This is a genomic window from Streptacidiphilus sp. PAMC 29251, from assembly GCF_054208735.2.
This window is the reverse complement of sequence record NZ_CM135725.2, coordinates 3,883,556-3,904,093: the sequence shown is the minus strand read 5'-3', so window position 1 is coordinate 3,904,093 and position 20,538 is coordinate 3,883,556. Positions and strand designations below refer to the sequence as shown.

The following is a 20,538-nucleotide window of genomic DNA, read 5'->3' as shown; positions in this document are numbered from 1 at the left end:
TCATTGACTGATAACGGTATACGGCTTGGACCCTTTCGACGGCTGGATCACCCACGCTTTGCATCTCCACCCGCGATCGTCGGCTGTCAAGTCTCTGCCTGGGCATGCGCACGCCCAGCGGAGAACGAGAGGCAACGCCGGGGTCACCAGGGCCGAGTCGACTCTTCGTGAGAGGGTGAGAGCTGCCCGCCGCAGGCCGGGCGGAGTCGGACGAACGAGGAGCAGCAGGGTGTCGCGAGCAACGTCGGCAGCAACGTCGGGACCAGCGTCGGCAGCAGCAGGGACCGGGCTGGAAGCCTTCATCGCCGGGATGCCCAAGGCCGAGCTGCATGTGCACCACGTGGGTTCGGCGTCGCCGGCCGTGGTGGCCGGGCTCGCGGCCCGCTACGAGGGGCAGACCCAGGTGCCGACCGACCCGGCCGCGCTGGCGAAGTACTTCGAGTTCACCGACTTCGCGCACTTCATCCAGGTCTACCTGTCGGTCGTCGACCTGATCCGCGACGCCGCCGACGTGCGGGCGCTGACCTACGGCGTCGCCGCCGACATGGCCCGGCAGAACATCCGCTACGCCGAGCTGACGGTCACTCCGTACAGCTCGGTCCGGCGCGGCATCCCGGGTGAGGCGTTCATGGAGGCCATCGAGGACGCCAGGAAGGCGGCCGAGGCCGAGCTGGGCGTCGGGCTGCGCTGGTGCTTCGACATCCCGGGCGAGGCGGGTCTCGAGTCCGCCGAGATCACCGAGCGGCTGGCGCTGGACCTGCGTCCCGAGGGGCTGGTCAGCTTCGGTCTGGGCGGCCCGGAGATCGGCGTGCCGCGCCCGCAGTTCCAGCCGTACTTCGACCGGGCCCGCGCGGCCGGGCTGCACAGCGTCCCGCACGCCGGCGAGGCGACCGGGCCGCAGACGGTCTGGGACGCGCTGAACCTGCTCGGCGCGGAGCGGATCGGCCACGGCACCTCCTCGACCCAGGACCCGCGGCTGGTCGACTTCCTGGGCGAGCACCGGATCCCGCTGGAGGTCTGCCCGACCTCCAACATCGCCACCCGGGTGGTGCAGCGGATGGAGGAGCACCCGATCAAGCAGATGGTGGACGCCGGACTGTTCGTCACGATCAACAGCGACGACCCGCCGATGTTCGGCACCGACCTCAACCATGAGTACGGCGTCGCCGCCGAGCTGCTCGGGCTGGACGCGGGCGGGGTGGCCGAGCTGGCCCGGCAGGGGGTGCGGGCCTCCTTCCTGGAGGACGCGGGCAAGCAGCGGCTGCTCGGCGAGATCGACCGGTATCTGGCGGGGTGGTCGGCCCAGGCGTAGCCTGCCTGGGCTGACGCTGCGTCAGTTATGGCTTGCTCGAGGGTGGGTGACGGTGCGTCGGATGCTGATCGGGTTCGGCGAACTGATGGTCACCCTCGGCCTGGTGGTGCTGCTGTTCGCGGCGTACGAGCTGTGGTGGACCAACCAGGCGGCGGACGCCAGTGCGCGCTCGACGGTGGCCGCGCTGGAGCGGCAGTGGCAGGCCGAGGCCGAGACGCCGTCGGCCGGCCCGTCCACGAGCGGGGCAGGGGCCGGAACCGGGGCCGGTGCGGCCAGGGCCCCGGCCGTCGCCCCGCCGCTGGCCGTCGGCGGTCCCAGCGGCAGCGGCATCGACCGGATGTCCCGCGACCTCACCGCCTTCGCGGTGCTGCGGATCCCGGCCCTCGGCGTGGTCTTCCCGGTCGCCGAGGGGGTCGGCAAGTACACCGTGCTCAACCACGGCTACATCGGCCACTACCCGGGGACGGCGCTGCCGGGCCAGCCCGGCAACTTCGCGGTGGCCGGGCACCGCAACACCCACGGCGAGCCGTTCCGGCACCTGGACCGGCTGCGGGTCGGCGACACCGTGCTGGTCGAGGTGGCCGGCTGGACCTACCGGTACCGGATCGACTCGATCCTGCCGCAGACCTCGCCGTCCGACGTGGACACCGTGGCGACCGTGCCGCACAGCGCCTTCCACCCGGGCGCGGACTACGGCTACCGCAAGCCGGGCAGCTACCTCACGCTGACCACCTGCACCCCGGACTACACCTCGCTCTACCGGATGATCGCCTGGGGCCACCTGGTCGGGCAGCAGCAGCGCACCGCGCCCTGACCGGACCGCCCCGTGGCCTACCGGACCCGTCTCGTGACCGACCGGCCGGACCGCAGGCAGGCCCACCGGCCGGGTACGGTGGCCGGGTGACCGCCGCACCGCATGCCTTCCGCTCGCCCCGCAGCCCCGGCGCACCCGTCCGCGGCGGCGTCCCCGAGCACGGCCGGATGCCCAAGTACTACGCCGCCAAGGCCCAGCTGGTCGATTTGCTGGAGGAGTTGGGCGAGGGCGGCACCCTGCCGACCGAACGCGAGCTGGCCGAGCGCTACGGCGTGGCCAGGGAGACGCTGCGGCTGGCCCTGCGCGAGCTGCTGCTGGAGGGCAGGCTGCGCCGGCGCGGCCGGGGCACGGTGGTCGCCGGGCCCAAGATCGAGCAGCCGCTGTCGCTGTCCAGCTACACCGAGGGTGTGCGCAGGCACGGACGGCTGCCCGGGCGCAGCCTGATCGGCCTGGAGCGCTTCGCCGCCGAGGCCGAGGTCGCGGAGGAGTTGGACGTCGAACTCGGCGCGCAGGTCTGGCACCTGGAGCGGGTGCTGCTGGCCGACGAGGAGCGGGTCGGCCTGGAGAGCACCTACACCCCGGTGGCCCTGCTGCCCCGGCTGGACCAGGACTTCGACCCCGGCTCCTCCTTCTACGAGTACGCCAGGGAGGCGGCCGGGCTCGCGGCCGGCGGCGGCCTGGAGCGGATCGAGACGGTGCTGGCCACCCCGCGCGAGGCGCTGCTGATCGGCACACCCCCCGCGCTGCCGATGCTGCTGCTGCATCGCCGCAGCTGGGACGGCGCGGGCCGGGCCTTCGAACGCGTGCGCACGCTCTACCGCGGCGACCGCTTCAGCTTCACGGCCGAGCTGGGCGGGCACTGAGAAGCGCGGCGTCCGATGACTAGTTCTATCACGTATTGATAACGGGTCTAGTCCAAACGTGCGGACTTGTTCATGCTGGAGTCACCGGCAGAGCCCCCGCAGATCATCCAGAGGATCGAAGGTCGGACCCGTGAGAGTCATCGTCGTAGGAGCAGGAGCGCTCGGGACCATGCATGCCTGGCATGCCGTCCAGCGCGGTCATCAGGTGGTCCACCTGGAGCGGGAGGAGCAGGCGCGCGGCGCCTCGGTCCGCAACTTCGGGCTGGTCTGGGTCGGCGGTCGGGCCGAGGGCCCGGATCTGGACACCGCGCTGAGGGCGCGTCAGCTGTGGGAGGGGATCGCCGAGCAGGTCCCCGAGGTGGGCTTCCGGGCCAGCGGCTCGCTGACCGTGCTGCGCACGGACGCCGAGCATGCCGTCGCCGCCGAAGTCGCCGCCCGGCCCGACGCGGGCGTCCGCGGCTGGGAGCTGTTGGACGAGACGGAGACCAGGAAGGCCAACCCGGCCCTGCGCGGCGGCCTGCTCGGCGCCCTGTGGAGCCCGCACGACGGCCAGGTCGAGCCGCGGGTCACCCAGCGGGCGCTGCAGGCCCATCTGCGCACCACCGGCCGCTACACCTTCCTCGGTGGACGCGAGGTCCGCGAGGTGGTCGGCGAGCACGCGGTCCGGGACGACCGCGGCGAGCTGCACAGCGGCGACGCCGTGGTGCTCTGCACCGGGGCCGCGTTGGGCGGACTGGTCCGCGAGCTGGCCCCTGAGCTGCCGGTGCGCCGGGTCCGGCTGCAGATGATGCAGACCGAGCCGCTGGGGGAGCAGCTGACCACCTCCGTCGCCGACGGCGACAGCTTCCGCTACTACCCCGCGTACGCCGGGGGTGCGCTGGACGCGCTGAACGCCGCCCAGCCGCAGCACACCACCGCCGCCGAGCACCGGATGCAGCTGCTGATGGTGCAGCGCGCGGACGGCACGCTCACCATCGGCGACACCCATGAGTACGACCAGCCCTTCGGGTTCGACGTGGTCGAGGAGCCCTACGCCTACCTGGCGCAGCTCGCCGAGGAGCTGCTGGGCCGCCCGCTGCCGCCGATCCGCCGCCGCTGGGCCGGCGTGTACGCGCAGTGCCTGGACCCGACCCGGGTGGTGCACCGGGAGCGGGTGCGGGCCGGGGTGTGGCTGGTGACCGGCCCCGGCGGCCGGGGAATGACCTGCTCGCCGGCCATCGGCGAGGCGACCGCGAACGAGTTGGAGTGGTGACGGTGACCGGCGGAACAAGCAAGGCGAAGGACATCAGGCTGGTGGTGCTGGACATGGCCGGCACCACGGTCGCCGACGACGGCCTGGTCGAGCGGGCGTTCGACGTCGCGGCGGCGGAGCTGGGCGTGGTGGCCGGCAGCCCGGCGCACCAGGAGATGCTGGCGTATGTCAGGACCACCATGGGCGAGAGCAAGATCTCGGTGTTCCGGCACCTGGTCCCCACCGAGGAGGAGGCCCAGCGCGGCAACCGCGCCTTCGAGACCGCGTACGCCGCCCTGGTCGGGGCCGGTCACTGCGCTCCGCTGCCGGGCGCCGAGGACGCCATCCGGGAGCTGCGGAAGGCAGGTCTGACGGTGGTGCTGACCACCGGCTTCTCCGGCCCCACCCAGCAGCTGATCATCGAGGCGCTGGGCTGGCAGCGGCTGGCCGACCTGGCGCTCTGCCCCGCCGACGCGGGCGGCCGCGGCCGTCCGTACCCGGACCTGGCGCTGGCGGCGCTGCTGCGCACGGCGGCGGCGGACGACGTACGGGAGCTGGCGGTGGTCGGCGACACCGGCTACGACATGCGCTGCGGCGTCTCGGCCGGGGCCGGGGTGGTGGCCGGGGTGCTCACCGGCGCGCACGACGCCGAGCGGCTGCGGGCGGACGGCGCGACCCAGGTGCTGGGCTCGGTGGCGGAGCTCCCGGCGCTGCTGCTGTCCCGGTAGGCGGAACGCCGCACGCCTGTACGGGGCGGTCCGACTACCCTGGTGATCGTCGGGGCAGCCGAATCCTTACGAACCTGGAGATGACGGACGTGGCGGAACGCAAGCCGGTCGAGTCCTGGCTGACTGACATGGACGGGGTCCTGGTCCACGAGGGGACGATCATCCCCGGCGCCGACGAGTTCATCACCCGTCTGCGGGAGTCCGGCAAGCCCTTCCTGGTGCTGACCAACAACTCCATCTACACCCCGCGCGACCTGCACGCCCGACTGGCCGGCATCGGCCTGGACGTGCCGGAGGAGTCCATCTGGACCTCGGCGCTGGCCACCGCGAAGTTCCTGGACGGGCAGCGCCCGGGCGGCACGGCCTATGTGATCGGCGAGGCCGGTCTGACCACCGCGCTGCACCAGATCGGCTATGTGCTGACCGACACCCGCCCCGACTACGTGGTGCTCGGCGAGACCCGCACCTACAGCTTCGAGGCGCTGACCAAGGCGATCCGGCTGATCAACGCGGGGGCCAGGTTCATCTGCACCAACCCCGACGAGACCGGCCCGTCCACCGAGGGCGTGCTTCCGGCGACCGGTTCGGTGGCCGCGCTGATCACCAAGGCGACCGGGGTCGAGCCCTACTTCGTCGGCAAGCCCAACCCGCTGATGATGCGTGAGGCGCTGAACACGCTGAACGCCCACTCGGAGTCCACGGTGATGATCGGCGACCGGATGGACACTGACATCAAGTCCGGCATGGAAGCCGGCCTGCGGACCATCCTGGTGCTCTCCGGCCTCACCCAGCAGAGCGAGGTCGAGCGCTTCCCGTACCGGCCCTCCCGCGTGGTGAAGTCGGTCGCCGACCTGATCGACGAGATCTGACCCGGGGTCACCCCGGCTGCGCTCCACAGCCCTGTTCTTCCGCCCCGGTGGCGGAGGGATGGGGCCGTTCGCGTGGTATTGGTCCGTCGGATGGCGCATGTCGCTACGCACGGTGAAGGGATTTCATCATATTTTGATCTGGTATGGGTGAATTGCTGAGGCGTCAGTTCGGCTGCCCTGGAGTGAGAGGAACTCTCTGATGGCCAAGCTTCGTGCGGCCCTCACCGTCGGTGCAGCCGGATCCGTGCTGGCCCTGCTGGTGCTGACCCCGGCGGTGACCGCGACCGCGGCCGCGCGTCCGGTGGCGCCCGGCGGGGGAGCCGCGGCGCTGGTGACCACCGATGTGGCCGCGCCGGCCGCTGCCGCCGCCGCCCGTTCGGCGGCCAAGGCCGCCGCGACCGGTCTTGCCGCGCTCAGCGTCGACCCCGGCACCAGCCGCCCCGGCGGCATCGTCGACCTGCGCACCTTCGCCGACTGCGGCGGCACCCAGGCCGGGACGGTCGCCTCGTCCGGGTTCGTCGCCCCGGTGAGCCTGGCGCTGGCCGCCGATGGCGGCCTCTACGCGCAGGCCCAGGTGGCCAGGACCACCGTGCCGGGGACGTACCAGGTGCGGGAGCTGTGCGCGGGCAAGGCGGTCGCGGTCGGCAGTCTGACCGTGGTCGATCCGGTCGCGCCGGACACCGGCGGCGGTTGGGGGGCGACCCGGGCCGGCGTCGACGTGCTCGGTGGAACCACCGGCGAGGGCGCGCTGGTGCTGACCGGGGCGGCCCTGCTGGGCGGTCTGGTGCTGCTGGCCGGCCGGCTCCGCGGGTCGGTCGCGGCGGCGGCGGGGTCCGGGTCGGCGGCGGGGCCAGGCTCGGCTACCGGGTCAGGCTCGGCCGCGGGGTCGGGATCGGCGCGGAGGGCCGGCCGTGGCTGACCGGTTCGGGCCCCGGCTGCGACGGTCGCTGGGGGTGCTGTCCGGCGCGCTGCTCGCGGTGTCGCTCGGCGGCGCGGTGCTGGGAGTGGCTCCTGGCAGCGGCGGGCCGGGGGCCGGGCCCGGGGGCGGGCCGGCGATGCGCCCGGCCGCGGCCGCGGCGGCTGCCGCCGACCGTTCGGCCTCGGACGCGGTCCACCCGGGTGCGGCGGCGACCAGAGCGGCTTCGGCGAAGGCGACCCCCGCCCAGGCCACCCCCGCCCAGGCCACCCCCGCCACGGCGAGCACCGCCGCCACGGCGGCCACCGCCGGACGTCCGGCCACGCACGCCGCGCTGGGCCGGTCCACGCCGATCACCCTGGCGCTGCCCTCGATCGGGCTCACCGCGCCGCTGATCGGCCTGGGCATGGACAGCAAGGGGCAGTCCGAACTGCCGCCGTTCTCGCAGCCCGACACGGCCGGCTGGGTCCGCGACTCGGCCACCCCCGGCGCGGCCGGCACCGCCGTGCTGCTCGGCCATGTGGACACCAGGACCGGGCCCGCCGTCTTCTGGAACCTCTCGGCGATCAAGCCGGGGGCGCAGGTCGGGGTCACCCGGGTGGACGGCAGCACCGCGCTGTTCACCGTGGACGCGGTGCGGGCCTTCGCCAAGGCGGCCTTCCCGACCGCTCAGCTCTACGCCCCGGCCCGGGACGCCCAGCTGCGGATCATCACCTGCGGCGGGGTCTTCGACCGCAAACGGGGCCAGTACGACGGCAATGTGGTGCTGTTCGCGCACCTCAGCGGGGTGCGTCCGGCGACATCGGCGGCGGCGGGAGCGGGGACGTCCTGAGGTTTGCGCCCGCCGCTTTCTGCGTACTATGTACGCGACTCCCCTGACCGGGGACGGAACCGAAACGGAACGGGTACGAGGAGGCGGTCGGTGGCAGCGCTGCAGGAGCCCGGCCCTTCGTCCGCGGCCGGCGGGGACGCCGCGCGCGCCCCGGTCTGGTCCCGTCCGCGCAGCGGCGGGCGCGGACCGCAGCCCTCGCTCAGCGTCGACGCCATCGTCTCCGCCGCGGTGGCGCTGGCGGACGCGGACGGCGTGGACGCGGTGTCCATGCGCCGGATCGCGTCCGAGCTGGGCGTGGGGACCATGTCGCTGTACCGCTATGTCGAGACCAAGGACGACCTGCTCGACCTGATGACCGACCAGGTGATGGGCGAGGACGGGATCGGCGCCGTGGACACCGGGGAGTGGCGCACCGACCTGCGTGAACTCGCGGTGCGCTACCGGACGCTGATGCTGCGTCACCCCTGGGTGCTGCCGATCGGGGCGAGCCGGCCGCCGATGGGACCCAACTCGATGCGCAGGAGCGAGCGGCTGTTCGCCGTGCTGGACGGGCTCGGCCTCGACATCGACGAGATCGTCGGCCTGACCGGCACCGTGGTCGCCTTCGTCCGCGGGGTGGTGCTCAGCGAGACCGCCGAGGCCGAGCTGATCCGCCGCACCGGGCAGACCAGGGACGAGTACCGCCGCAGCGTCGGCCCGTATCTGGTGGCGGCGCTGGCGGCGGGGGAGTACCCGCTGCTGGCCCGCTTCGTCCATGACGCGGACGACCATCCGGACCCCGACCAGGCGTTCCGCAGCAGCCTCGAACACGTACTGGACGGCGTCGAGGTCGGCCTCAAGCGGCTGCAGGGGAAGCTGGCTGAGTGATTGTCGGTGCGGCCCGCTACGGTTTCGCTCGTAGGCATTGCACCTCTGGAAGGGTCCTCACCATGTCGTCACCCGCGCCCGTCGACGAGTTCGTCCTGCCCTCCTCCTGGCAGGGGGTCCTCGCCGCGGAGACGGCCAAGCCGTACTTCCAGCAGCTCAGCGGGTTCGTCGCCGAGCAGCGCGCCGAGCACCAGGTCTTCCCGCCGGTCGGCGAGGTGTTCTCGGCGCTGGAGTCCACCCCCTACGACCGGGTCAAGGTGCTGCTGCTGGGCCAGGACCCGTACCACGACGACAACCAGGCCCATGGGATGTGCTTCTCGGTGAAGCGCGGGGTCCGCGTCCCGCCGTCGCTGCGCAACGTCTACAAGGAGTTGGACGCCGACCTGGGCATCCCGGCCCCCGCCCACGGCAACCTGCAGGCCTGGGCCGACCAGGGCGTGCTGCTGCTCAACGCGGTGCTGACGGTGCGGGCGCACGAGGCCAACTCCCACAAGGGCAAGGGCTGGGAGCAGTTCACCGACGCGGTGATCCGCGCGGTCAACGACCGGGCCGAGCCCGCGGTGTTCGTGCTCTGGGGCAACTACGCCAAGAAGAAGCTGCCGCTCATCGACACCACCCGCCATGTGGTGGTGCAGGGCGCGCATCCGTCCCCGCTCTCGGCCAAGCTGTTCCTCGGCAGCCGCCCGTTCTCGCAGATCGACAAGGGCCTCGCCGACCTCGGCCTGTCGCCGATCGACTGGCGCCTGCCGGAGTAGCTCAGCCGGCTCGGGCGTGGGCGGGCGGGGTCTCGGTCAGCTGACCGAGACCGGCTCGACGGCGGTCTCCCGGGCCAGTCGGCGCTGCCGCTGCACCACCCGGGCGATCACCGCGCTGATCCCGGTGGCGGCCAGGCAGGACACCGCGAAGCTCAGCCAGGTGGTGTCGAAGGTGTGCTCGTTGAGGAAGCCGAGGCCGACGATATAGGTCGCCCATATCGCCGAGGACACCGCCGACCAGCGCAGGAAGCGGCGCGGCGGCCGCTTGGTGGTGCCGACGGCGAGGTCCAGGACGGTGCGTCCGCCGGGGACGAACCGGGCCGCGACGATGGTGCGGGCCCGCTTGGTCTCCAGCGCCGACAGCAGGTGCGAGGCCGCGGTGGCCGCGCCGGGCTTGGCCTCCAGCCGCCGCTGGGCCCAGGACGCGCCGCGCCGGGCGAACCTGAGCAGCAGCAGATCCCCCGAGAACGAGGCGATGGCCACGCCGAGCCCGAGCAGGAAGGGGGAGGTGTGGGTCTCCGGCAGGTGCAGGGTGGCCGCGATCACCAGCGTCCCGCTCGGCACCAGGGGAACGAAGGCGTCGGAGAGCACCGCGAGCAGTGCTGCGATGAAGAACCATGAGGACGCGAACAGGGCCAGCGCCTCGCTCATGCGGACTCCTCATGGTGTTGTCGCGTACCTGGCGACGAAGGAATGACAGAAAGGTTTGCCTCTCGTCGGAGGACAACGCTAACCGGTGCCATGATCACACCCGAAACCGGGCCCGAGTGAGCGATGTAACACGACTCTTACCCGAAGCCGGAATGACCTTCATCTTGGTCACCCCTGGTGGTTTTCCGTTCACCCTCCGTCCCATAAGCGGACATGGAGCCGTGGTGATGGGGACCTATGTTCGGTGGGGTGACCACGATCACCGCCCCGGGGCCGTTCCCCCGAACTGATGAAGCGGGGCCGTCCGACCCCACCGCGGCCGGACATTTCGGACGCCTTGGCCGCCGCGGTCGCCGCCGCTCGCCCGTCCTGCGGCTGCGGCTCCAGGCCGTGGCCGCGCTGCTGATCATCACCGCGCTGCTGGCCGCCGCGCTCAGCGCCTTCGCCACCGCGCGGGCCGATCTGCGCCAACTCGCCGTCGTCTCCGAGCCCCGCGCCGCCGCTGCCGCCGACCTGCACCAGGCGCTCGCGGACCTCGACGCCCAGCATGCCGACGCCCTGGTGGTCGGCTACTCGGCTTCCAGCGGATCGGGCGCGTCGGGTGGATCGGACGGGTCCGCCCCGGTGCTGGTCGACGACGGTGTGCTGGCCGCCCTCACCGCCCAGGCGGACCGCCGCCGGCTGGCCGGCGATCTGACCCTGCTGGCAGGGTCGGCGGCGTCGGACGCCGATGTCCGGGCCTTCCTGGACGGCCTCAGCACCTATGACGCGCTCTCCGGCACCGAGGAGTTCTCCGCGACCAGCCAGCAGGACCCGGTGGCCGGCCGGCCGCCGGCTCTCGCGCTGGACTACTACGGCCAGGCCGAGGGCCTGCTGCAGCAGTCGCTGCTGCCCCGGATCCAGGCCCTGCTGACGGCGGCGGACCATCAGGTCGCCATGGACAGGGAGGCCGCCGTGGCCGACGGGCGGCGCGGGGCGCTGCTGCTGGCCGGGCTGGGAGCGCTGGCGCTGGCGCTGCTGGTCCGGTGGCAGTTCGACCTGGCCCGGCGGCACCGGCGGCTGCTCAATCCGGCGCTGCTGGCGGCGACGGCCGCCGTGCTGGCCGTCGCGCTGGCCGGTGCGCTGGCGCTGCTGAGCGCCGCCACGGAGGTGGACAGCGCCGTCCGCCAGGGCTACACCCCCTTCGCGGTGGTCGCCCAGGCGCGGGTCGCGGCGGCGGACGCCGAGGCGGCGCAGAGCCACTGGCTGGTGGACGACGCCTACCGCCCGTCCCTGCAGACCCGGTTCGACCAGCTGGCGACGCAACTGCGCGGGCTCACGGCGGGTCAGGCCGGCTCGCCGGGGGTGGCCCGGACCCAGCAGGAGTACCTGGCCGCGGACGCCCGGCTGCGCGCGCTGGCCGGGGCCGGCCGGCTGGACCAGGCGTCGATCCAGCTGACCGGGGTGACGCGGGGTCAGGTCGCTTTCGCCGCCTATGACTTCAGCGGGCAGCTGGACCAGCTGTCGGTGTCCGCCGCGGCCCGGTTCGCGGCCGGCGCCGCGGCGGCCGACAGCGATCTGTTGGGCTGGACGGCGATCGCCCCGGCGCTGCTCGGCGCGGCGTTGCTGCTGGTCCTGGCGGGGGTGAGGCCGAGGCTCGCGGAATTCTCCTGAAGCCCCGTCGACCCTGCCGTTCGGATGGCCGTTGACCCCGCCGCTGTATTGCGTATAGCTTACGCAGTAGTGCGTAAGGCATACGCAGAAGATGCATGCGACAGGGGAGCACAGGAACATGGACGAGGTCACCAGAACCACCGCCACCGCCCTGGCAGGACGCAGGGAATGGACCGCCTTCGCGGTCCTGGCACTACCGCTGCTGCTGGTCTCCATGGACGTCTCGGTGCTCTACTTCGCCGTCCCGTTCATCGGCTCCGCGCTCCACCCCAGCAGCACCCAGCAGCTGTGGATCCTGGACATGTACGGCTTCGTCCTGGCGGGGCTGCTGATCACCATGGGCGCCCTGGGCGACCGCATCGGCCGCCGCAAGCTGCTGCTGATCGGCGCCGTGGCCTTCGGCGGGGCGTCCGTGCTCGCCGCCTACGCCATCAGCGCGGCGATGCTGATCGGAGCCCGCGCCCTGCTGGGCATCGGCGGCGCGACCCTGATGCCGAGCACCCTCGGCCTGATCCGCACCATGTTCAAGGACGAGACCCAGCGGACCAGGGCGGTCACCGCCTGGACCGGGATGATGGCCGGCGGCATCGCCCTCGGCCCGGTCCTCAGCGGGGTGCTGCTGGAGCACTTCTGGTGGGGCTCGATCTTCCTGATCAATCTGCCGGCCATGGCGCTGCTGCTGGTCCTCGGCCCGATCCTGCTCCCCGAGGCCCGCGCGGACGCCACTGCCGGCGCTGTCGCCGGTGCCACGAGGGAGCCGTTCGACGTGGTCAGCTCGCTGCTGTCGCTCGCCGCGATCCTGCCGGTGATCTACGGCATCAAGGAACTCGCCAACAACGGCTTCTCCCCGCTGCGGCTCGGCGCCCTACTGCTCGGCCTCGCTGTCGGCGCGGTCTTCGTCCGCCGCCAGTACGCCCACCCCGGCGCGCTGCTGGACCCGGCGCTGTTCCGCGGCCGCGCCTTCGGCAGCACGCTGCTGATGAACGTGCTCACCATGGCCGCGGTGGTCGGCATCGCGGTCTTCACCACCCAGTACCTGCAGTCGGTGCTCGGCCTCAGCCCGCTGGCCGGCGCGCTGTGGTGCCTGCTGCCCTCGATCGCGGTCGGCGGCTGCGCCCCGCTGGCGGCAGGCCTGGCCCGGTCGCTGAACAAGGCGTACGTCCTCGCGATCGGCTTCGTCCTGGCGGCGGTCGGACTGGCGGTGATGACGCAGGCCCAGGTCCACTCCGGGTTGTGGCTGATCCTGGTCGGCGCCTGCCTGGCGGCCGGCGGTGAGGTGATGGTGATGTCGCTGGTCTCGGTGATGGTGCTCGGGGCGGCCCCCGAGGACCGGGCCGGATCGGCCGCCGCGGTGATGGAGTCCTCGTCCGAGTTCGGCGGGGCGCTGGGGATGGCGGTGCTGGGCACGGTCGGCGCCGCGGTCTACCGGGGCGACGCGCTGCGGCTGCTCCCGGCCGGGCTGCCCGCGGGGACGCGCGACGCGGCGCAGCAGACCCTGGGCGGTGCGCAGGCCGTCGCCGCGGGCCTCCCCGGCGGGGTCCACGGCGCGCAGGGCGCCCAGGTGCTCGCCGCCGCCCGGGAGGCCTTCGTCCACGCGATGCACGCGGCGACCACCGGCGGCGCGGCGCTGATGCTGCTCTCCGCGGTGCTGGCGGTGGTCCTGCTGCGGGGCGCACCCGGCAGCGCGCCGGGGGCGGCCGTCGCCGCTGCCTCTGCCGATGCTGACGCCGAGGACGCCGAGGACGCCGAGGACCGGCCGGCCCCGGTGGCCGTGGCCTGACCGGGGCCGGGGCCTGGCCGGCTGACCGGGGCTACCTCTTCTTTTTCGGTGCCCGGGCCGCCGCGTCCGCGGTCGAGCGCTGCAGCAGGTAGTTCACCACCGGGACGGTGCCGGGCACGCCGCCGGGCGCGAGGAAGGGCGAGGTGCGGTAGGTGCCGCCGACCACCACGCTGGGCATCTCATGGACGTCGTAGCGCTCCCGCAGGGCCGGGGCGTCCTGGGTCTCCTGCTGCACCTGCGGGGAGTTCCAGGCGTCCTCCAGCTGCTGCGGGTCGACCCCCTCCTGCTCGGCCCAGTCGTCCCGGGTGTCGGCCTGGGTGAGGTCCTGGTGCTCGTCGCGGACGGCGTGGAAGACGTCCTGCTCCAGCCTGTCGGCCAGGCCGAGCCTGTCGAGGGTGTAGTAGAGCCGCGCGTACGCCATCTCCTGCGGCTGGTCCGACCAGGCGGCCGGGATGTGACGGATGGTCACCGGCGGGTTCTGCTGGGCGGCCCAGTCCCGCAGCGGCTGGGCCAGCAGGTAGGAGTGCGCGCAGTTGTACCAGAACACCTCGACCACCTCGCGTGGTGCGGCGGCCACCGGGTGGGCGATCCGCACGTACTGGACGCCCGCCTGGGGCGTCGTGGCGGCGGAGCCGATCGGGGCCTGGAGGCCGACGAGCGAGGCGGCGAGGCCGAGCGCGGCGAAGGCGCGGACCAGGCTCTTGGATGCGTTCGCGGACATGGTCGTCGTCATGGGCCCACCATGGCCAAGGAGCGGGCGGAGCCGGGTCAGGCGCGGCCGTGACCGATCGGATTTCGCTCGTACGGGTAGCAGGCAAAGGGGCCTGACCAGCGCTTTCGCGCGAGTGCAGGCCCCTTGGGCGTGGTGAGTGGGGGAAGGCTCAGCCGGTGGGGGTGGTGCTGGCCGGGGCCTGCGGCGGCACGTGGATCGCGGTGGTGAACCAGTCGAAGTACATGCCGGCCGAGACCAGCAGGCCGACGAAGCCCAGCACGATCGCGGCGATGGCCACGGCCTTGATCCAGTTCGGAGTGATCCGGACCGAGAGGAACTGGGCGGCGAACAGCACGGCGGCGCCGACCAGGACGGCGACGGCGGCGAAGATGCCGTTGTGCCAGGCCATGGTGTGCCACGGGCCGGTGTAGCCCTCGGCGAGCTGGGTCGCGGTGGTCTTGCCGGTCGCGTTCAGGCTCGCGTTGAACTGGGTCTGGGTGAGGATGATCGTGCTGAACCAGGTCCCGGAGATCGAGACCAGGCCGAGGGCCGCGGCGCTGATGGCCGCCGCGCCGCCGAGGATCCCCTTCGACAGGCCGCCGGAGGTGATGTCCTCCAGCTCCTTGTCGGTCAGGTCCTCGGGGTCCTTGTCCTCGGGGCTGAGCAGGTCATGGGGACGCGGGGTCCACACCTTGGGGGCGGCGGCCGCGTCGTCGGAAGCCAAGGGATCCTTGGTCAGAACTGTAGTGGCCGGCGATTCGACGGGGGCTGTCTCGCCGTCGGTGGACTCGGTCGGCTCGATGGGCTCGGTGGGGCTGGAGGTGGGCATGCGCAGACCATAGTGGTGGTTAGTGAAAAACGTATGAACCATCCAAGAATTGGGTTCGAGCGCTGATCCGCTGGTCGGAGGCACCTCCGCAGGTCGCCGGGCATCTGGTCCTGTCGGGCTCTGCCAGCTATTCGCGTCAGGTCTTGTACGGAATCGACCCCCACAGCGAACGGGTGTGCCTCGTAGGGTCGAAGTGTGGGTTGGTCCGCCCTCTCAGGATCGGACCGGTCCGGACAGACTTGGAGTTCCAGAGATGGTGGTTCTGCGATGAGCGATCTGCGTGAGGCTGCTGCGGCCACGGCTGGCGCGCCGGCCGCGGCCCCGGTGACCCCCGTGGTCCCGGCGGTCGGCGGCGGCGACAGCCGGGGTCGGGTTGCCGAGTTGCGGGCCATCCGGGCCCAGGCTCATGCGGGTCCCAGCGAGCGGGCGACCGAGGCGCAGCGGGCCAAGGGGAAGCTGACGGCGCGCGAGCGGATCGCGCTGCTGCTGGACGACGGCTCGTTCAACGAGGTCGAGCCGCTGCGCCGGCACCGGGCGACCGGCTTCGGGCTGGAGAACAACAAGCCCTACTCGGACGGTGTGATCACCGGCTGGGGCACGGTGCACGGCCGGGTGGTCTTCCTCTACGCGCACGACTTCCGGATCTTCGGCGGGGCGCTGGGCGAGGCCCACGCGCAGAAGATCCACAAGATCATGGACATGGCGATCCAGGCCGGCGCGCCGCTGGTCTCGCTCAACGACGGTGCGGGTGCCCGGATCCAGGAGGGTGTCACCGCACTGGCCGGCTACGGCGGGATCTTCCAGCGCAACACCCGCGCCTCCGGGGTGATCCCGCAGATCAGCGTGATGCTCGGCCCGTGCGCGGGCGGCGCGGCGTACTCGCCGGCGCTGACCGACTTCATCTTCATGGTCCGTGAGACCTCGCAGATGTTCATCACCGGGCCGGACGTGGTCCAGGCCGTGACCGGCGAGAAGATCTCGCAGAACGGCCTCGGCGGCGCCGATGTGCACTCCGAGGTCTCCGGCGTCTCGCACTTCGCCTACGACGACGAGCGCAGCTGCCTGGAGGAGGTCCGCTTCCTGCTCTCGCTGCTGCCGCAGAACAACCGGGAGACCCCGCCGGTCGAGCCCACCGAGGACCCGGCCGACCGCCGCTGCGAGGCGCTGCTGGACCTGGTCCCGGCCGACGGCAACCGCCCGTACGACATGCGCAAGGTGATCGAGGTCCTGGCCGACGACGGCCAGTTCATGGAGATCCACGAGCGCTGGGCGACCAACATCATCGTCGCGCTGACCCGGATGGACGGCCAGGTCGTCGGCATCGTGGCGAACCAGCCGCAGTCGCTGGCCGGGGTCCTGGACATCCACGCCTCGGAGAAGGCCGCGCGCTTCGTGCAGATGTGCGACGCCTTCAACATCCCGCTGGTCACCCTGCTCGACGTCCCCGGCTTCCTGCCCGGCGTCGACCAGGAGCACGGCGGCATCATCCGCCACGGCGCCAAGCTGCTCTACGCCTACTGCAACGCCACTGTGCCGCGGATCTCGCTGGTGCTGCGCAAGGCCTACGGCGGCGCGTACATCGTGATGGACTCCCGCAGCGTCGGCGCGGACCTGGCCTACGCCTGGCCGACCAACGAGATCGCGGTCATGGGCGCCGAGGGCGCGGCCAACGTCATCTTCCGCCGCCAGATCGCCGCGGCGGACGACCCCGAGGCCATGCGGGCGCAGATGGTGAAGCAGTACAAGGACGAGCTGATGCACCCCTACTACGCGGCCGAACGCGGACTGGTCGACGACGTGATCGACCCCGCCGAGACCCGGCACACCCTGATCCGCGCCCTGCACATGCTCCGCAGCAAGCATGCCGACCTGCCGCAGCGCAAGCACGGCAACCCGCCCCAGTAACCGGAGGCACCCCTCATGACCACTGTCATCGACCCCATCGCTGCCACTGCTCCGGACACCCTGGTCCGGGTCGTCAAGGGCACCCTCGCCGACGAGGAGCTCGCCGCGCTGACCGCGGTGCTGCTGGCCCGTGCCGCGATCCAGCCGGCCAAGGGCAAGGGCGGCGACGCCAAGGCGCAGGCTCGCTGGCAGCGCCCCGAGCGCCGTCCGGACTACCGCTCGCCGGTGAGCTGGCACAGCTGAGGCTGACGTTTCGGCCTGTCGTTCAGGCCAGCGGCTGTGGGCGGGTACCCCTTCTCGGGGTGCCCGCCCACAGCCTTGTTCAGGTGCTGCTCAGTCCGTTGTCAGCAGGGGCCGTTGTCGGTCCAGACGCCGGCCGGGCCGCCCGGGACGTCGTTCAGGGTCCACCACTTGGCGGTCCACTTGTGGCCGTTGTAGCTGGCCGTCATCCCACCGGTGTAGGTGGTGCCGGCACTCCACGGAGCGATGGACGCGCAGCTGCCGCCGCCGGTCGGGGTGGGGGTCGGCGTGGGGGTGCCGGTGGTGGGCGGGGTGGTCGTCGGCGGGGTGGTGGGCGGGGTCGCGCCGGCGAACTTCACGCTGTACTTGGTGAAGTCCCACGCGCCCTGCGCCACGCTGCTGCAGACCCCGGAGGTCTGGCCGTTGTTGTCGGCCGGCGTGCACTGCCGGTCGCGGTTCACCGACCAGTTGGTGTAGCGGGCCAGACCGTGGCTGGTGGCGAAGTCCAGTACCGACTGGAAGTCGGCCTGGTAGAAGTACTCGCCGCTGTCGCTGCGGCCGTTCATCATCGAGATGCCCTCATGGGCGTACGCGGTCGCCGAGCTCCAGCCGAAGGTGCTCATCAGCAGGGAGTTGAACGACTGCAGCGCCGAGATCTGCGAGGCCGCGCCGTTGAAGCCGCCGTCGAAGGGCATGATCGAGAAGTTGTTGGGGGTGAAGCCGTCGGTCTTCGCCTGGAGCAGCATCTGCGAGCCGAACCAGCCGGTGCCGGCCGCGGTGCCCGGGGTGGTCACCGAGACGTACAGGCCCGCGTTGTTCTGCTGCAGGATCTGCGCCGCGCCGATCTCGTTGGCGACCGCCTGGGTGTTCTCGTACTCCGGCTCCTCCAGGTCGAAGTCGATGGCGTGCAGCCCGTACTTGGTGATGACCTGCTGGTACGCGGCGGCGGTCGCGGCCGGGGTGCCGCAGGTCTGGCCGAGCTTGGTGCCGCCGTAGCCGCCGATGGAGATGGAGACGTCGCCGCCGGCCGCGCGGATGGAGCTGATGGTCGCGGCCACGGCGGTGTCGGAGGAGACCGGGGCGGTGCCGCCCCAGGTCGGTGTACAGCCGCCGCCGTTGGGGGCGAGCACGAAGGCGAGCTGGAACGCCTTGAGGCCGGTCGCGTTCATCACGTCGACGGGGTTCGGCGGGTTGTTGTCCAGCGGCATCAGATACGGGGCCGCGGCATACCAGTTGCTGCTGAGGGCGGCCGAGGCGGTGACGGAAGCCTGCGCGCTGCCGCCGCCCGCGGTGATCAGGGCGGTGGCCGCGAGTGCGGCCGCGCCGAGCGCGGCGAACGCGCGTGTGGGGGTTGTACGGAACACCGGTGCTCCTCGAGGGGGAGAGGAAGAAAGGTCTGTACCGGTGCTCACCCTGAGGGAGGTGACGGCAGCACGTCAATAGGATGGACTAGACCTAGGACTAGACCAATTTCTCTTGACGCTCCCCTGGGACTCCCTTAACCCGCCAGCACCACCGCGATGGTTGTGCCCCGCTGGAATTCGCCGCTGCCGAGGTTGGCGAAGATGCCGAACAGGGCCTTGGCCTCGTATCCGGGATCGAGTCCGATGCCGTGCGCGGACTTGAACTCTGCGACGAAATCCAGGAGTTCGGGTGTGGTGCGGCCGTAGCCGCCGAAGCAGTGGTCGGCGTCGATGTGCCAGTTCGGCGTGCGCCGACCGAAAGCCTCCACTTGCAGAGCCTCGGTCTCGGCGTCCAGCGGCGCGTGCTTCAACGCCGCGAAGCCGATCGCGCGCTGGGTGGGGGCGAGCCCGGCGGCCAGCCCGGCCAGGGTGCCGCCGGTGCCGACCGAGACCGCGACCAGCTCGGCTCCTGATGTCGCCAACTCCCTTCCCAGGGGCACGCATCCGCGCACTCCGGCGGCGTTGCTGCCGCCCTCCGGGAGGACCAGCGCCGGGCCGTGGCGGCGGTGCAGCTCGGCCAGCACCTCGGCGGACATCCGCCGCCGCCAGGTGCCGCGGTCGATGAAGTCGAACTCCATGCCCCAGTCGGCAGCCTGGGCCAGCGAGGGGTTGAGGGGGCGGCCCCGCAGTTCGTCGCCGCGTACCACGCCGATGGTGCGCAGGCCGGCTGCCTGGCCGGCGGCGGCGGTGGCGCGGAGGTGGTTGGAGTAGGCACCGCCGAAGGTGAGCAGGGCGGTGTGTCCGGCGGCGTGGGCCTCGGCCAGGTTGGGCAGCAGCTTGCGCCACTTGTTGCCGGGGACGGTGGGGTGCAGCAGGTCGTCCCGCTTCAGCAGCATTCCGACCCCGGCGGCAGTGAGCCGACGGTCCGTCAATTCCTGGAGCGGGGACGTGGGTTGCTGGGTTTGGCTCGGCAGGCTCGGTCGGCTCACGTGGTGAGGCCGTATGCCTGCGCGATCAGCTCGTAGGAGCGGTGCCTGGCCTCGTGGCCGTGGATATTGCTGGTGATCATCAGCTCGTCGGCGCCGGTCCGCTTCCGCAGCTCCAGCAGGCCCTCGCGGACCTCGTCCTGGTCGCCCAGCACCACGTTCGACAGCCAGGCGTCGACGAACTCGCGCTCCTGCGGGGTGTACGGGTGCGCCTCCGCCTCCTCGGCGCTCGGCACCAGCCCGGGCTGCCCGCGGCGCAGCCGCAGCATCGCCAGCGCGCCCGACCCGGCCAGCCGCCGCGCCTGGAGGCTGCTGTCGGCGGCCACCGCGCCCACGCCGATCAGCGTGTAGGGCTCGGCCAGCACCTCGGAGGGGCGGAAGGACTGGCGGTAGAGGTCCAGCGCGGGGACGGTGTTGCCGGCGCTGAAGTGGTGCGCGAAGGCGAACGGCAGGCCCAGCCGCCCGGCCAGCTGCGCGCTGAAGCCGGAGGAGCCCAGCAGCCAGATCGGCGGACGGCCCCCGCCCGGCGCGCTCGCCTCACCCGGTACCGCGCGCAGCCGCTGGTACGGGTGGCCGGCCGGGAAGTCGGCGTCCAGGAACCGGGTCAGCTCGCTGAGCTGCTGCGGGAACTCCTCGGCGGTCTCGTCCAGTACCCCGCGCCGCAGCGCCCGGGCGGTGGCCGGGTCGGTGCCGGGGGCGCGGCCGAGACCGAGGTCGATCCGGCCGGGGTTCAGCGCGTACAGGGTGCCGAACTGCTCGGCGATCACCAGCGGGGCGTGGTTCGGCAGCATCACGCCGCCGGAGCCCAGGCGGATGGTCGTGGTCGCGGCGGCCAGGTGCGCCAGCAGCACGGCCGGGGCCGAGCTGGCGACGCCGGGCATGCCGTGGTGCTCGGCCACCCAGAACCGGTGGAAGCCCCACCCCTCGGCCTTGCGGGCCAGCGCGGTGGTGGCGGCCAGGGCCTGGGTGGGGGTGTAGCCGGCGCCGACGGTCGCCAGGTCGAGGATCGACAGCGGCGTCTCAGCGGTGCCCCGGGCCCGCCCGGGCACCTGCTCGGCAAGGCTCAGAGCAGTGCTCTCGGTTGCGGCTGACGCGGACTCGGACTGGCTCACGACGGTGCTCCCACGGGGTACGGCCTACATCACGCTTACCCCGGTGCCAACCGGCGGGCGAGCTGCTCTGTTCCCGCGGG

20 protein-coding genes are annotated in these 20,538 nt (G+C 72.4%); 14 read left to right on the top strand and 6 right to left on the bottom strand.

Going from position 1 to position 20,538, the window contains the following annotated elements; genetic code table 11:
• Positions 1-310 precede the first annotated feature (310 nt).
• The 10 genes from ACXKR8_RS18280 to ung all read left to right on the top strand — a co-directional run bounded on the left by ACXKR8_RS18280 (position 311) and on the right by ung (position 9,187).
• Positions 311-1,312 (top strand): adenosine deaminase, encoded by a 1,002-nt coding sequence (locus ACXKR8_RS18280; protein WP_458275013.1) that lies wholly within the window; start codon positions 311-313, stop codon positions 1,310-1,312.
• A 61-nt stretch (positions 1,313-1,373) separates the two neighbouring features.
• Positions 1,374-2,126: a class E sortase gene (locus ACXKR8_RS18275; RefSeq protein WP_458273974.1), complete on the top strand. Its 753-nt coding sequence runs from the start codon at positions 1,374-1,376 to the stop codon at positions 2,124-2,126.
• 86 nt (positions 2,127-2,212) lie between these two features.
• On the top strand, positions 2,213-2,989 hold the full coding sequence (locus ACXKR8_RS18270) for a GntR family transcriptional regulator (RefSeq protein WP_458273973.1): 777 nt from the start codon (positions 2,213-2,215) through the stop codon (positions 2,987-2,989).
• 130 nt (positions 2,990-3,119) lie between these two features.
• Positions 3,120-4,241, top strand: a complete 1,122-nt coding sequence (locus ACXKR8_RS18265) for a TIGR03364 family FAD-dependent oxidoreductase (RefSeq protein ID WP_458273972.1) — start codon at positions 3,120-3,122, stop codon at positions 4,239-4,241.
• A gap of 2 nt (positions 4,242-4,243) precedes the next feature.
• Positions 4,244-4,948: a phosphonatase-like hydrolase gene (locus ACXKR8_RS18260; RefSeq protein WP_458273971.1), complete on the top strand. Its 705-nt coding sequence runs from the start codon at positions 4,244-4,246 to the stop codon at positions 4,946-4,948.
• An 89-nt stretch (positions 4,949-5,037) separates the two neighbouring features.
• A complete protein-coding gene (locus ACXKR8_RS18255; protein WP_458275012.1) occupies positions 5,038-5,817 on the top strand; it encodes an HAD-IIA family hydrolase in 780 nt (259 codons plus the stop codon).
• A 199-nt stretch (positions 5,818-6,016) separates the two neighbouring features.
• Positions 6,017-6,736, top strand: coding sequence for a hypothetical protein (locus tag ACXKR8_RS18250; RefSeq protein WP_458273970.1), 720 nt, complete (start codon positions 6,017-6,019; stop codon positions 6,734-6,736).
• Positions 6,729-7,565 (top strand): class F sortase, encoded by an 837-nt coding sequence (locus ACXKR8_RS18245; RefSeq protein ID WP_458273969.1) that lies wholly within the window; start codon positions 6,729-6,731, stop codon positions 7,563-7,565. Before ACXKR8_RS18250 ends, ACXKR8_RS18245 begins: the two co-directional genes overlap by 8 nt.
• Before the next feature lie 90 nt (positions 7,566-7,655).
• Complete coding sequence (locus ACXKR8_RS18240; protein ID WP_458273968.1) at positions 7,656-8,432, top strand: TetR/AcrR family transcriptional regulator; 777 nt, start codon at positions 7,656-7,658, stop codon at positions 8,430-8,432.
• A gap of 62 nt (positions 8,433-8,494) precedes the next feature.
• The gene (gene ung, locus ACXKR8_RS18235; protein WP_458273967.1) at positions 8,495-9,187 is read left to right on the top strand and encodes a uracil-DNA glycosylase; all 693 of its coding nucleotides are present in this window, start codon (positions 8,495-8,497) and stop codon (positions 9,185-9,187) included.
• A gap of 36 nt (positions 9,188-9,223) precedes the next feature.
• Here the strand turns inward: ung and ACXKR8_RS18230 are convergent, their stop codons facing one another.
• Complete coding sequence (locus ACXKR8_RS18230) at positions 9,224-9,838, bottom strand: DedA family protein (protein ID WP_458273966.1); 615 nt, start codon at positions 9,836-9,838, stop codon at positions 9,224-9,226.
• Positions 9,839-10,087: 249 nt separating this feature from the next.
• Here ACXKR8_RS18230 and ACXKR8_RS18225 point away from each other — a divergent pair, with 249 nt between their 5' ends.
• Together ACXKR8_RS18225 and ACXKR8_RS18220 are read left to right on the top strand one after the other, a co-directional pair.
• Positions 10,088-11,491, top strand: coding sequence for a hypothetical protein (locus tag ACXKR8_RS18225; RefSeq protein ID WP_458273965.1), 1,404 nt, complete (start codon positions 10,088-10,090; stop codon positions 11,489-11,491).
• A 118-nt stretch (positions 11,492-11,609) separates the two neighbouring features.
• The gene (locus ACXKR8_RS18220; protein WP_458273964.1) at positions 11,610-13,271 is read left to right on the top strand and encodes an MFS transporter; all 1,662 of its coding nucleotides are present in this window, start codon (positions 11,610-11,612) and stop codon (positions 13,269-13,271) included.
• Between the two features lie 31 nt (positions 13,272-13,302).
• On the opposite strand, the gene ACXKR8_RS18215 is transcribed toward ACXKR8_RS18220, so the two are convergent.
• On the bottom strand, positions 13,303-13,992 hold the full coding sequence (locus tag ACXKR8_RS18215) for a thiol:disulfide interchange protein DsbA/DsbL (RefSeq protein WP_462100576.1): 690 nt from the start codon (positions 13,990-13,992) through the stop codon (positions 13,303-13,305).
• Positions 13,993-14,152: 160 nt separating this feature from the next.
• Complete coding sequence (locus ACXKR8_RS18210; RefSeq protein ID WP_458273962.1) at positions 14,153-14,812, bottom strand: hypothetical protein; 660 nt, start codon at positions 14,810-14,812, stop codon at positions 14,153-14,155.
• A 267-nt stretch (positions 14,813-15,079) separates the two neighbouring features.
• Between ACXKR8_RS18210 and ACXKR8_RS18205 the strand changes: the two genes are divergently transcribed.
• Positions 15,080-16,717, top strand: a complete 1,638-nt coding sequence (locus ACXKR8_RS18205; protein WP_458273961.1) for an acyl-CoA carboxylase subunit beta — start codon at positions 15,080-15,082, stop codon at positions 16,715-16,717.
• A gap of 15 nt (positions 16,718-16,732) precedes the next feature.
• Positions 16,733-16,960, top strand: coding sequence for an acyl-CoA carboxylase epsilon subunit (locus tag ACXKR8_RS18200; RefSeq protein ID WP_458273960.1), 228 nt, complete (start codon positions 16,733-16,735; stop codon positions 16,958-16,960).
• A gap of 101 nt (positions 16,961-17,061) precedes the next feature.
• On the opposite strand, the gene ACXKR8_RS18195 is transcribed toward ACXKR8_RS18200, so the two are convergent.
• The 3 genes from ACXKR8_RS18195 to ACXKR8_RS18185 all read right to left on the bottom strand — a co-directional run bounded on the left by ACXKR8_RS18195 (position 17,062) and on the right by ACXKR8_RS18185 (position 20,413).
• A complete protein-coding gene (locus ACXKR8_RS18195; RefSeq protein ID WP_458273959.1) occupies positions 17,062-18,321 on the bottom strand; it encodes a carbohydrate-binding protein in 1,260 nt (419 codons plus the stop codon).
• 134 nt (positions 18,322-18,455) lie between these two features.
• The gene (locus tag ACXKR8_RS18190; protein ID WP_458273958.1) at positions 18,456-19,349 is read right to left on the bottom strand and encodes a 1-aminocyclopropane-1-carboxylate deaminase/D-cysteine desulfhydrase; all 894 of its coding nucleotides are present in this window, start codon (positions 19,347-19,349) and stop codon (positions 18,456-18,458) included.
• Entirely contained in the window at positions 19,346-20,413 is a 1,068-nt protein-coding gene (locus tag ACXKR8_RS18185) for an LLM class flavin-dependent oxidoreductase (RefSeq protein ID WP_458275011.1), read from the bottom strand. Before ACXKR8_RS18185 ends, ACXKR8_RS18190 begins: the two co-directional genes overlap by 4 nt.
• Positions 20,414-20,538: the final 125 nt, after the last annotated feature.

Bases quoted from the DNA above. Each gene is read 5' to 3' on its own strand.
- ACXKR8_RS18280 (WP_458275013.1), top strand. From the start codon at position 311: ATGCCCAAGGCCGAGCTGCATGTGCACCACGTGGGTTCGGCGTCGCCG.
- ACXKR8_RS18275 (WP_458273974.1), top strand. From the start codon at position 1,374: ATGCTGATCGGGTTCGGCGAACTGATGGTCACCCTCGGCCTGGTGGTG.
- ACXKR8_RS18250 (WP_458273970.1), top strand. From the start codon at position 6,017: ATGGCCAAGCTTCGTGCGGCCCTCACCGTCGGTGCAGCCGGATCCGTG.
- ung (WP_458273967.1), top strand. From the start codon at position 8,495: ATGTCGTCACCCGCGCCCGTCGACGAGTTCGTCCTGCCCTCCTCCTGG.
- ACXKR8_RS18230 (WP_458273966.1), bottom strand. From the start codon at position 9,838: ATGAGCGAGGCGCTGGCCCTGTTCGCGTCCTCATGGTTCTTCATCGCA.
- ACXKR8_RS18220 (WP_458273964.1), top strand. From the start codon at position 11,610: ATGGACGAGGTCACCAGAACCACCGCCACCGCCCTGGCAGGACGCAGG.
- ACXKR8_RS18215 (WP_462100576.1), bottom strand. From the start codon at position 13,992: ATGTCCGCGAACGCATCCAAGAGCCTGGTCCGCGCCTTCGCCGCGCTC.
- ACXKR8_RS18210 (WP_458273962.1), bottom strand. From the start codon at position 14,812: ATGCCCACCTCCAGCCCCACCGAGCCCATCGAGCCGACCGAGTCCACC.
- ACXKR8_RS18205 (WP_458273961.1), top strand. From the start codon at position 15,080: ATGAGCGATCTGCGTGAGGCTGCTGCGGCCACGGCTGGCGCGCCGGCC.
- ACXKR8_RS18200 (WP_458273960.1), top strand. From the start codon at position 16,733: ATGACCACTGTCATCGACCCCATCGCTGCCACTGCTCCGGACACCCTG.